General features: G+C 54.5%; 14 protein-coding genes. 11 read left to right on the top strand and 3 right to left on the bottom strand.

The window, feature by feature from the left end; all coding sequences use genetic code 11:
• Positions 1–192 (top strand): TRAP transporter large permease subunit (locus tag ACR0LF_RS22050; RefSeq protein WP_480856472.1); only part of this gene is annotated, 192 nt, incomplete at its 5' end.
• Between the two features lie 84 nt (positions 193–276).
• Here ACR0LF_RS22050 and ACR0LF_RS22045 read toward each other — a convergent pair.
• Complete coding sequence (locus ACR0LF_RS22045) at positions 277–627, bottom strand: winged helix-turn-helix transcriptional regulator (RefSeq protein ID WP_170609312.1); 351 nt, start codon at positions 625–627, stop codon at positions 277–279.
• Between the two features lie 252 nt (positions 628–879).
• Here ACR0LF_RS22045 and ACR0LF_RS22040 point away from each other — a divergent pair, with 252 nt between their 5' ends.
• Genes ACR0LF_RS22040 through ACR0LF_RS22020 form a run of 5 tightly spaced genes read left to right on the top strand, consistent with a single transcriptional unit; the run spans position 880 to position 4,614 of the window.
• A complete protein-coding gene (locus ACR0LF_RS22040; RefSeq protein ID WP_480582432.1) occupies positions 880–2,115 on the top strand; it encodes a hypothetical protein in 1,236 nt (411 codons plus the stop codon).
• Between the two features lie 12 nt (positions 2,116–2,127).
• Positions 2,128–2,958 carry a hypothetical protein gene (locus ACR0LF_RS22035; protein ID WP_170609250.1) on the top strand — a complete coding sequence of 277 codons (831 nt, stop codon included), beginning with the start codon at positions 2,128–2,130 and terminating at the stop codon, positions 2,956–2,958.
• A 36-nt stretch (positions 2,959–2,994) separates the two neighbouring features.
• Positions 2,995–3,609, top strand: a complete 615-nt coding sequence (locus ACR0LF_RS22030) for a glutathione S-transferase N-terminal domain-containing protein (protein WP_170609251.1) — start codon at positions 2,995–2,997, stop codon at positions 3,607–3,609.
• A 2-nt stretch (positions 3,610–3,611) separates the two neighbouring features.
• Entirely contained in the window at positions 3,612–4,187 is a 576-nt protein-coding gene (locus tag ACR0LF_RS22025) for a hemerythrin domain-containing protein (RefSeq protein WP_170609252.1), read from the top strand.
• Positions 4,180–4,614, top strand: a complete 435-nt coding sequence (locus ACR0LF_RS22020; protein ID WP_170609253.1) for an SgcJ/EcaC family oxidoreductase — start codon at positions 4,180–4,182, stop codon at positions 4,612–4,614. Before ACR0LF_RS22025 ends, ACR0LF_RS22020 begins: the two co-directional genes overlap by 8 nt.
• Before the next feature lie 198 nt (positions 4,615–4,812).
• Here ACR0LF_RS22020 and ACR0LF_RS22015 read toward each other — a convergent pair whose 3' ends face one another.
• On the bottom strand, positions 4,813–5,715 hold the full coding sequence (locus ACR0LF_RS22015) for a LysR family transcriptional regulator (RefSeq protein WP_170609254.1): 903 nt from the start codon (positions 5,713–5,715) through the stop codon (positions 4,813–4,815).
• Positions 5,716–5,796: 81 nt separating this feature from the next.
• Between ACR0LF_RS22015 and ACR0LF_RS22010 the strand changes: the two genes are divergently transcribed.
• On the top strand, positions 5,797–6,960 hold the full coding sequence (locus tag ACR0LF_RS22010) for a CoA transferase (RefSeq protein WP_170609255.1): 1,164 nt from the start codon (positions 5,797–5,799) through the stop codon (positions 6,958–6,960).
• A 2-nt stretch (positions 6,961–6,962) separates the two neighbouring features.
• On the top strand, positions 6,963–8,105 hold the full coding sequence (locus tag ACR0LF_RS22005; RefSeq protein ID WP_170609256.1) for an acyl-CoA dehydrogenase family protein: 1,143 nt from the start codon (positions 6,963–6,965) through the stop codon (positions 8,103–8,105).
• A gap of 46 nt (positions 8,106–8,151) precedes the next feature.
• On the opposite strand, the gene betI is transcribed toward ACR0LF_RS22005, so the two are convergent.
• Positions 8,152–8,793, bottom strand: coding sequence for a transcriptional regulator BetI (betI, locus tag ACR0LF_RS22000; protein WP_170609257.1), 642 nt, complete (start codon positions 8,791–8,793; stop codon positions 8,152–8,154).
• Between the two features lie 110 nt (positions 8,794–8,903).
• Here betI and choX point away from each other — a divergent pair, with 110 nt between their 5' ends.
• The 3 genes from choX to choW all read left to right on the top strand — a co-directional run bounded on the left by choX (position 8,904) and on the right by choW (position 11,589).
• Positions 8,904–9,839, top strand: coding sequence for a choline ABC transporter substrate-binding protein (gene choX, locus ACR0LF_RS21995; RefSeq protein WP_170328244.1), 936 nt, complete (start codon positions 8,904–8,906; stop codon positions 9,837–9,839).
• A gap of 92 nt (positions 9,840–9,931) precedes the next feature.
• Positions 9,932–10,741 carry an alpha/beta fold hydrolase gene (locus tag ACR0LF_RS21990; protein WP_480582429.1) on the top strand — a complete coding sequence of 270 codons (810 nt, stop codon included), beginning with the start codon at positions 9,932–9,934 and terminating at the stop codon, positions 10,739–10,741.
• Positions 10,742–10,752: 11 nt separating this feature from the next.
• The gene (gene choW / locus ACR0LF_RS21985; protein WP_170609259.1) at positions 10,753–11,589 is read left to right on the top strand and encodes a choline ABC transporter permease subunit; all 837 of its coding nucleotides are present in this window, start codon (positions 10,753–10,755) and stop codon (positions 11,587–11,589) included.
• Position 11,590 lies beyond the last annotated feature (1 nt).

Here is an 11,590-nt window from a genome sequence, read left to right as displayed (position 1 = left end):
ACAGTGAATCTGTCGATTTGCGTGTTCCCTCCACCGTTTGGATTAAACATTTTCGTTGCACAGGCCGTTCTCAACGTCCCCCCAACGACAATCTACAAAGGAATAATTCCTTTTTTATTGCTGAACCTACTGGCCCTCTTGGTCATCACTTTCGTTCCCGAAGTGTCGTTATTCCTTACACACCATCTTTGACGACTTTAGACCTTCGATCTTGAATCGAATATCGGTATTTATTGCCTGATGTAGGATAACACTCGAGCCACAAAATAACTTGGTCTATTGCTGTGCCTTTGTCGCAGGCAGTCTGCTCTTGATCGCCCAATTCTCCAGGGCATCAAGTACAGGGCCAAGCGACTGGCCCAATGGGGTCAATGAGTATTCGGTTCTAGGAGGGACCTCGGCATAGACTTTTCTGTGAACAACACCATGATCCTCCAGCTCCCGCAACTTTCTGGTCAGGATGCGTTGCGTTACATCCGGAATTTCCCGCCGGAGGTCCCCAAAGCGTTTCGTGCCATCCTGCAATGTATGCAGAATCTGGCACTTCCATTTGCCACCAATGATTTCAATTGTTTCTTCCACGGCGCAAACGTGAATTTCGGTGCCCTGATCCGGTGCATTTTTCATTTTGGAAATTCCTGTCACTTTGCTCGCTTTCCTGTTCTTTGCGTGTTTTCCTGCCATTTTGGCAGGAAACTCAACCCACCCGAAAAAAATCCTTTAGTATTCTTTTTGTGCCTACTAACCGAATTGAGGTGTATAGTCTATATGCCCAGACAGCTCAGAAATCACTCTCTGCATTACTAACAGGTCAAAAATGTAGGGCAGGTTTTCTAAAGGCTACTAAATGTCAAGACTGCGTTCAGACCCGGAGGCTCCATGAAACACAAACTGACACACACCCTGGCCACCAGCCTGCTTTCCCTGTCCCTGGCATCGGGTGCATTGGCCGATGCACCCCAATCTGCGACCGTTCTGGAGTTTGCAGATGCCAACACCCTGTTTGTTGCCGATTCAGATGGCGGCAAGGTTTATAGCTACACCTTGCCTGATGCCGAACCAGCCACAGAATCCCGCAGCTATAACTTGATCGGGCTGGGCGCACGCTTGGCCGAGACTTTAGACTTAAACCCCTTTGGCATCAGCTATCATGATGTGGCGGTGCATCCTGTTTCGAAAGAAACCTACATCTCGTTCTCGGCCGTGGCCGGCGATGCCAAATCGGCACATGTTGTTCGCGTTGATCAAGACGGCAGCATCACGGAACTGGATCTGGCTGGTCTCGAAAGCACCTCGGTCGCACTCAGAGACACACCGGATAACAGCGTGACATTCTGGCGCGATATTCCGGCCTCGACTTACACAGTAACTGATCTCGACTACGTTGATGGGACGCTGTTTGTTGCCGGGCTGTCCACAGGCGAGTTCTCCTCCACCCTGCGTCAGATCCCCTACCCGTTCGATGGTACAGCGGCGATCAGCAGCATCGAGATGTTCCACACAGTACACAATCAGACCGAGACACGCGCGCCCATCCGCGCGATGAGCATTCTGGACCTTGATGGTGTTCAAACGGTAGTGGCCGCATATACGTGTACGCCGCTTGTCACGGTTCCCTCAGCGGATCTTGTCGATGGTGAGCACGTTGTCGCTAAAACCGTGGCGGAACTGGGGTATGGCAACACGCCGCTGGAAGTTCTGCATTTCACCGCCCCGAATGAGCGTTTTGAACCGGAAGACTATGTTTTGGTCATCAACAAAGAGCGTGATGCCGATCTCATTCGCGTCTCGGACCTAGCCGAAGCCGCCGCCGGAGACGGCCTCAGCCAACAGGAACTTTGGGGTGACGCAGGTGTTGCCACTGCAGCGCGCCCTCTGGGGGCCGTGTTGCAGGCGGATGATCAGGATGAACAATTTCTGCTGACCCTGCGCCGTAACCTCGATACCGGAGATGTCGATCTGGTCTCGTTCCGCAAGGGCGTGTTCTTCCGTCTCAGCGATTTTGTCAGCGAATACAACTTCGCCAGCTATGAGTATTCGGAGGAACAGGAGTTCTACCGCAACTTCCAGAATATGCTGAAAGCAGATGCCGGTTATCCGGATCTGGCACGCTAAGGAAAACTGAAGATGCCCAAGGTTGCACAATTGCTTCCCTTCTCGCTGGCCACCGCAATGGTGGCCAGCGCGCCCGCCTCGGCATGCACGACGGGGCAGGCATCGGAAGCACAGGTTGAACAGGTTTACCCCTCAGCGGATTACCTGCCTGAGAATCTGTTGCGATTCTATATTTATTTCTCGGAGCCCATGGCGCGTGACGATATCTGGGATACCGTGGTTCTTCTGGATGCAGAAGGAACTGAAATGCCCGGTGTCTTTATCGAGAACAAATTTGACCTGTGGTCCCCGGATGACCGCCGACTGACCGTTTTGTTCGACCCCGGACGGGTCAAGACCGGGCTGGTTGCACACAACACACTAGGTCGGGCGCTGCAAGAGGGCGAGACGTATACGTTGCGCGTGGATCAAAGCGCCCAAACCCGGCGTGGCTGTGCCCTAACCTCAGGCTTTGACAAGACGTTTACCGCAACGGCCGAGGATTTCACTGCACCCGATCTGTCATCCTGGCAGGTGAACCGCCCCGCCGCGGGCACGACCGATCCTCTACGCATCGATTTGCAGTCCCCCGCCGATCACCTTTCGCTGGCCTATCGCATTCGCGTGGCAGATGCTGGCGGCAACAGATTGCGCGGTGCGCTTCAGTTGGAAAACGATGAACAGACATGGGTGTTCACGCCCGAATATCCCTGGTCCGACGCTGCCCATTCGATCGAAGTTGACACCACGCTGGAGGATATCGCGGGCAACCGTCTGTCAGGTCTTTTCGACCGCCCTTTGGCCAAAGACGGCAACAGCGCGCCTGCGCCTGATACGGAGATCCTCACCTTTACGCCCCGCTAGAACCAAGGCATCCCTTCTTTAGAAAGGCCCTGAAAAATGAAGCTCTTCTATGCTCCCGGCACCTGCGCCCTTGCCCCTCATATCGCGCTTGAATGGACCGGAAAACCATACGAAACCGAACTGGCCGAGCTGGGCTCGGAGGCCTTTCTCAAAATCAATCCGCTCGGGATGGTGCCCGCGCTGATCGACGGGAATAGTCGCGTCATGACACAAGCCGATGCAATCTTGAAATATATTGACGTAAAGTTCCCTGAGGCTGATCTGGGGGTACACGGCGGCGCGTTCGAACATTTCGAAATGGACGAGGTGCTTGCATTCCTGACTGGCGACTTTCACCCCGCCTTTTGGCCGTTCTTTGTCCCCGAGCGTTTCACTACAAGCACCGATGAGACCGACGTGAACGCGGTCCGCGAGGCCAGCTTTGCCCGGATCGACCGCGTCATGTCCCATCTCGATTCTCTACTGGACGGCAGTGTACACGTCGTCGGTGGCAAACGAACCATCGCCGATCCTTACGCCTTTGCGATGACCAGATGGACCGCGAATGCGCCCAAATCCTGGCGCGACTATCCGTCCGTCAAACGATTTATGGAAACCATGCTCGCAGATCCGGGTGTTCTGACTGCGATGAAAGCACAGGGGCTTCAGTAGCCATGAACCATTTCGATTACAACGCGCTGGAATACAACGTGGCCACGCGCAGCGGCGTATCACCATCATTGCTGGCTGGTATGTTTCCCGCTGATCGCAAGGCTTGGGACAACGACCCGCAATTTCTGGGCTGGCCAGCGCATCTTCAGCGTCTTCATGCGGCGATATCCGAAGGTAGCGCCAGGTTGGTTGGTGGGCTCGAAGCCACATTGGACGAACCAGAAGGCAGCGTACAGGAAATGATGGGCCTGACGGGAATGAACCGCCTTGGGCTGGACCTCGTGTCGCATGTGCATGGGCATCATTCTTTCGAAGACGCCAACGTTCTACCCGGATTTCTGGGGCGTTTCCCACAACTGGCCGGGGCTATCGATCTGCTTGAAAACGACCATGAGTTCTTGGATCAGGCGCTGGATCAATCCGAAGGTGCGTTTGTCGCGCTCCGCAACGAGCGCGCATCGAAGACCGATGTGGCGCGGGCTCTGGAGCAGGCGAAGGTGCTGAACAAAATCATCAACCGCCACACTTATGATGAAGAAGACATCCTTATCCCTGCGGTTCTGAAGGCCTATGCCTGAGACACCAGAGGATATTCCGCACCTCTTTGCAAAAGCCTGGATGGCCCGCGATGCAAAAGCGCTGGCCAGGCTGTTTGCAGAGGATGCGGACTTTGTGAATGTCGTTGGCCTATGGTGGCACAACCGCGCGGATATCGAGCGCGCGCATGACTATGGGCTGAAAACCTTTTTCCAGGAATCCGAGATCCTGCCCCGGCGTATCAAAGTCAGGCGGGTCGGAGAAAACATTGCCATCATCCACACGCGTTGGAAACTGACGGGTCAGATCGACAAACAAGGTGAAAAACTTGGTGTTCGCTTTGCCATCATGGTGTTCGTCGCCGAGCGCACCACTGATGGCTGGCACGTTCTGGCCGCGCACAATACGGACGTGGTGCCGGGTAAAGAGACCAACGCCAACAAGGATGGCACCATGATCTCCATCTGAATCGGTCTGACAGAATTTGACTGTTGTTTAATTAAGTGAAAATAGGTGCTTAGATTTCGGCCATACGACCGAATACAAAGGGGTGATTTCCAACTTCCGGAGGTTATCGGCGGCCTGGCGCAGTGACACTTTTTTACCGGAGTAATAGTTTCAGCGAGGTGCTAGGTTTGCTCATTCTTAATCTATTGCGACAAGCCGTTAGGATGTGAACTCATCCAAGCAGACTGCTCTGAATGCACGCAACGCTTGAGTTTCCAGAAAGTCAGGATTCCTGGCCAAAGCAACACGGTGCGGAGACATGTAGCCGTTAAGCGGTAGTCTGACTACTTTGCCGCCATCGTAAGTTACGTCATAGGGCAGATCAGTTGCTAGTAGTCCCACCCCAAGCCTATTGGCGACGGCTGACCGAAGAAATTCCACTGACTCGGTTTCAAATGCGATCCGGGCCTTGGTTTCATGGCTCTGCAACAACGACTGAAAATACTCTTTGCTTCCGGGCAAGTTTATGAGGATCAGTGGATCGCGCAATAGATCTTGAACAGCAATGCTTTCTCTATCAGCAAGCGGGTGTCCTTGCCAAACGACACCATAGGGCCTGACGTCCTGCAGCGCCAGAATTTCCAGGTCAGTGGGAAGTCCGAAGTCATAAACAATTGCCGATTCGATCCTTCCTATTTCCAGCCAATTTGACAAGCTGCTCAGGTTGCCTTCGTGCAGCTTTATCCGAACGGATGGATGCAGTTCTTGGAATTTACGTACAAGTCGAGGCACGCAGACCGGCCCAAGCGTTGTCATAAACCCGATCGACAATGATCCGGCAAGTTCGTTCTGATCCCTGCACCTCGAGAAGATCTGGCTCATATTTTGATACGCCGCGCGTAACTCGACTAGTTTACGCGCACCTTGCGCGGTCAGCTCCATACCCAGTCCTGGCCGACGCACAAATAGCGGGAAGCCTAATTCGTCTTCTACCCGAGAAATCGCAAGAGAGACAGAGGGTTGTGATATGTTCAGCCGCCGTGCTGCTGCCGCAGTGCTTCCTTCTTCTGCAACGGCAAGGATGAACCTGATCTGGCTGAGTGTGATGGGTATAGTTTCCATTTATTTAGTATATATTAATACAGTATTTCTGTATATATCCCACAATGTCGTAACCTACCTGAAACAACGGTGGGAACGCTAATGACTGATCCAGCACAATCACAACCTTTAAACGGGCTCCGCATCCTGGACTTCACGCGCGTTCTGGCAGGTCCATACTGTACTGCGCTGCTGGCCGATATCGGTGCAGAAGTCATCAAGATCGAAAGCGCGTCCGGCGATGACTATCGCCATATTGGGCCCTTTAGGGGCGATGAAAGCCTACTGTTCCAGTCCATCAACCGAGGCAAGAAATCGGTCGTCCTGAACCTCAAAGACCCAGATGATCTGACCCAATTGAAAGATCTGGTCGCCACCAGCGACGTGGTGGTCGAGAATTTTCGCCCCGGTGTCATGCAACGTCTGGGTTTGGGATATGACGCGCTGAGCGCGATCAATCCGGGGCTGGTCTATGTCAGCATATCCGGCTTTGGTCAGACGGGGCCTGACGCCGATAAACCCGCGTATGACATGATTGTGCAAGCCCTGTCCGGCTTTATGGAAATGACGGGTGAGCCAGACACACCACCCACCATGTCCGGCGAGGCGATCGGCGATGTTGCGGGCGGGATTTTCGCCGCCTGGTCGATGATGGTCGCGCTATTTGACAGGACGCGGACCGGAAAGGGTCGCTATATTGATGTGTCGCTGTTGGACAGCCTGATGGCTATGATGCCCATCGTTGCGTGCCGAACAGTCACAGCAGGCGGAAATCCCACCCGCACCGGCAACCGCCACGCGCTCTCGGCCCCGTTCGGGGTCTATTCTTGCCGCAACGGAAGCTTTGCGCTGGCGGTTTTGAACAACCAGATTTTCCAACGTTTTCTAAACGTGATCGGGGCGCCGGATTTGATCGATGAACCGCGATTCTCCACCGATGAAAACCGCAGAGCAAATGAAGCGGAACTAGCAGTGTACATCGAATCCTGGGCGTCCAAGCTGACTCTTAGCGATGTGATCGACGCTTTGACTGCCGCAGGCGTTCCCGCCAGTGAACTTCGTTCAGCGAAAGAAGCCTGGACATCACCCGGCACAAACGAGCGTCAACTGGCCACTCCGGTTGACCATCCTACATTGGGCCGTCTCAACATATTTGAACAGCCCGTGCATTTCGCAGGGCTGCCCCGCGGAAATCGGCACCCGGCGCCAGCGCTTGGGGCCAATCAACACGACTATTTTCCCGAACAGCCCGCAAAGGAGGTATGACCATGACGCCGCAACTCAACACCGACGAACAGGCGGTCATCGACCAGATCGAACGCTTTTCGGACGAGGTTCTGGCTCCGAAAGCTGCTGAGATCGACGAAACCTCGACATTCTCGACCTGCAATCTGCCCAGCATGGCGGAAATGGGCATCATGGGGATGAACCTGCCCGAAGAGTTTGGCGGCCTTGGCCTTTCAGGACCGGCATTGTATCGGGCGGTTGAACTGGTGGCGGGGGCCTGTGGCTCAACAGCGTCGATGTTGACCGCGCATTTCCTTGCAACAGACAGCATCCTGATCGGCGCAACCGACGACATGCGTAATCAGCTTTTGCCCAAGGCGGCCAGTGGCGAGGTGCTCGGAGCGTTTGGCCTGACCGAACCGATGGCAGGATCCAATCCCATGGACATGCGTACCAAAGCCGTGCGCGACGGGGATTACTATCACATCAAGGGATCAAAGTGCTTTATCTCGAATGCGGGTGACGCTGATTTCATCGTCGTTTATGCAAAGACCGACCCTGACAAGGGGGCACGAGGCATCAGTGCCTTTCTGGTCGAGCCCAAAAAGATCGAAGGTGTCGATATCGCCCCGGCCGAACGGACAATGGGCCTGAAGGGCGGGCATGTTTTTGGTATAACGCTGGATTGCAAAGTACCCGTCGAAAACCTGATCGGTGAAGAAGGAACCGGTTTCAAAACTGCTATGAAGGTGTTGGACAACGGTCGTATCGAAGTGGCCGCACAGGCCACAGGGATTGCCGAAGCCGCAATGAATGCTGCGATTTCTTATGCCAAGGAACGCCATGTCGGCGGTCACCCGATTGGCGAATTTCAGGGGCTTCAGTTCATGATTGCCGACATGGCCAATCAATTGGCTGCAGCGCGCGCCTTGGCCTTAATCGCTGCTGGCAAACGGGGAACTGGCCAGCGATTTTCGACCGATGCTGCGCACGCAAAGCTATTCGCATCCGAAGCTGCCTGGGACATTGCCGACAAAGCGCTGCAAATCCATGGCGGTTACGGATACACAAGGGATTTCCCGCTGGAACGATACCTGAGAGATCTGCGTATATTCCGGATTTACGAAGGCAGTTCTGAAATCCAACGCACGATCATCGCACGAGGATTGCTTGCCGCGGCCTGATCGGGCGACCCAACCGCCAGAGCCTTGAGGCAATAATCAGGGCAATTCAGTGAGGGTTCAGAATACTGTTGATCTCGGCGATGCGTGCTTTGGCGGCGGTCCGCTCTGCATCGTCGGGAAAGACCGACTCCAAATAGTGCGAGATCTGCTCAATCGCCGTGTCGCGGGAAATCCCAGCCGGAGTCGTTCCACAGCGCACCCATAATCCGTCAATCATCACTGAAAGTGAAAACGCCGTCTGGCCGGCCGTTTCGCGATCGGTGACACGGTCAAGTGCGTGGATCAAGTTTGACGCTGTTCGCTTGTGTGTCGCAGTCTGAATGCGCTGATAAGCCGAACGGTAAGGCACCTCGGCGCACAATGCGAGCCAGGCATGGGCAACGCGAGGCTTGAAATATGCTCGGGAGAAGTTCCCTTCAACGACGGAATAGACCCTCTCCCACGGTGTTGCCGACCGCACCAATAGTTCGCGAACGTCCTTCGCGAAATCGGCATGGGCATAACGCATCGCCATCTCAAGCAATTGTGCCTTGCTGCCGAAGTAATGGAGAATATTGGTTTTTGAAGTGCCCGCGTGCTCAGCCACTTTGTCAACTGTTGTACCGGAAAGCCCAAGTTCGCTGAGCGTCTCAAAGGCCGATTTCGAGTATTCCACACGCCGCAGCCGTGTCAGATTATTCCGCCCCATTCCATCACCTCATTCGCTGTAGGCCAAATTTTTATTGACTCAGCGCCAAAAATTTATCAAGAGTAATTTAAATAGACCTGCTGGTCTATTAATAGACTGGGAGGTTTGTCATGTTGAAATCTACAACGTCAATGGGATTTGCTGCTGTCCTGTTAAGCGCTGGAATCGCGCATGCGTCATGCGAAGAAGTGCGTATGGCCGAGCCGGGCTGGACCGATCTCGCTCTTACTTCGGCAATTGCTTCGGTTGTCGTGGAAGCGCTGGGATACCAACCCAAGCTGAATGTCCTTGGTACGTCTGTAATTTATGAATCGCTTGTGAATGACGACCTGGACGTCTTTCTGGGATATTGGGATCCCGCAATGGCACAGTTCTTTGCGCCCTATGTTGATGGTGGCAAAGTCGAAACGCTGAACCAAAACCTTACCGGTGCAAAATACACACTTGCGGTTCCCGATTATGTACACGCGGCAGGAGTCAAAGACTTTGCCGATCTCGCGCAACACGCGGACAAGTTCGAAAACTCGTTTTACGGAATCGAGGCCGGGGCCAACAGCCAGACCATGTCCATCATCGAACAAAACGACTTTGGGCTGGGCGATTGGACCGTTGTGGAAAGCTCGGAACAGGGGATGCTGGCGCAGGTTCGTCGCGCCGTCGCCAAGGAAGACTGGGTAGTCTTTCTGGCTTGGGCGCCGCATCCGATGAACGTAGAATTCGACATCGAGTATCTGACCGGTGGTGACGCGTATTTCGGACCCGATTTTGGCGCAGCGTCCGTCCACACGCAGTCCCGCCTGGGCTATGCCGAAGAGTGTCCGAATATGGGCAAGTTTTTCACCCAACTGACGTTTGACGTCGATCTGGAAAACGAAGGCATGGGCTATATCATTAACGACGGTGAAGATCCCGAAGATGCGGCCCAGATGATTCTCAAGAAACGCCCCGAAGTGCTGGAGGCGTGGCTGGAAGGCGTGCAAACCATCGATGGCAAGCCTGGCCTTGCCGCTGTACAAAGCCACCTGGGCCTGCCGAGCGGTTCGTGATGGTATTCGCAAGCGCCCGACACGATGATCGCAACGATAGTGCGGCGCGCCTCGCCTGCCGCACATACGGCTCAATTGATGCGCCAGCCGTAGTGCTGCTGATTGGTTTGGGGATGCGCGCATCAGAATGGCCGAGGACCTTTGTCGAAAGCCTTGCGCAACACCGCTACGTCGTTTGTCCCGATAATCGCGACGCCGGTGGCTCTCCGATTTTTGGACCGGAAAGTGAGCCAGACTTGCGGAAAATCTGGCTCAAACGGGACAAGGAGGCGGCCCGGCGCGCAGCCGCCTACACCCTATCGGACATGCACCACGATGTGCTTCGCCTCGTTGATCGGCTTGGCTTAAAGAAATTTGATCTAGTCGGATTTTCAATGGGTGGGATGATCGGCCAGATGCTTGCAGGCACACTTGGTGGCCGTGTTGGTCGATTCGTGCAATTCGCTAGTAATGATGGAACCGCCGAGATTGACGCCAAAGCCGACGCGACCCGCAGAATGGCCAGGCTGTTTACTGCACCGGAACTCCCAGGCGCAGAATACGATTATCTGCTAAGCGACACGCTATATTATGGTGCCGGGCAACTGGAAGACGACAAAGAACTACAAGACGAAATCGCCAGAATTACGGCGGCCGGATATCGTTTTGGCGGCTCTGCGCGGCAGGCTATCGCCGTTCTGGCGGAAGAGGATCGCACAAAAATACTGAACAACATCACGGCGAAAACTCTGGTGCTACATGGCGATTCAGACCCCTGCATTTCATATCGACGCGGCAAGGCGGCGGCGGACAAGATTCCGAACGCCAAATTTCGTACTTTGCCCGGGGTTGGTCATGTCATCAGCAGAGAAATGTGTGACGCCGCTCTTGGGTGGCTTCTGCCCAATGACAATTTGAACTGAGGAAATCTGACATGGATTGGTTGGAAGAAAACAGTTTGCCTATCGGCAATTGGGCGAAAGCCGGCGTCGATTGGTTGACAAGCAACATGTCGGGCTTCTTTGAAGCGATATCCGCCGGGATTGAAGCGATCGTTGGCGCGGCGCTTTGGCTGCTGCAGTTGCCGCACCCATTGCTGTTTGTCGCTCTCGTGGGGGCACTCGCGCTCTATCTCCACCGATCAATTTGGCTAGCGCTTTTTTCAGTTTTCGGACTGCTTTTGATCATCAACCTCGGCTACTGGGCGGAAACACTAGAGACGCTGGCCTTGGTGCTGGCGGCGACAACAACCTGTATGGTCATCGGCGTCCCCATCGGTATTCTCGCCGCACGCCGCCCGGTCTTTTACAAAGTCCTGCAACCGATCCTAGATCTGATGCAGACGATTCCGACCTTCGTCTATCTCATTCCAGCGCTGGTGTTGTTCGGATTGGGTGCGGTTCCGGCCTTGATCGCCACAGTGGTGTTCTCGGTGCCCGCACCGATCCGACTGACCTATCTGGGTGTATCCTCGACCCCACCCGCGCTGATCGAAACGGCGCAAGCCTTCGGTGCCTCTGATCGCATGATCTTGTGGAAAGTCGAGATCCCATGGGCGATGCCACAGATTCTGGCAGGTCTGACCCAAACGATCATGCTGTCGCTGTCCATGGTGGTTATTGCCGCGCTGGTGGGTGCAAGCGGTTTGGGCGTGCCAACACTTAGAGCGTTGAACCAAGTCAACATTGCAAAAGGGTTCGAAGTCGGCATCGCCATCGTCATTATCGCCATCGTCCTCGATCGCCTACTGCGTTTCAAAGGGAAGAATTGAG

The organism is Ruegeria sp. E8 (assembly GCF_056533985.1).
Note: the sequence above shows the minus strand (reverse complement) of the source record. Positions and strands in the feature narration are given on the sequence as shown.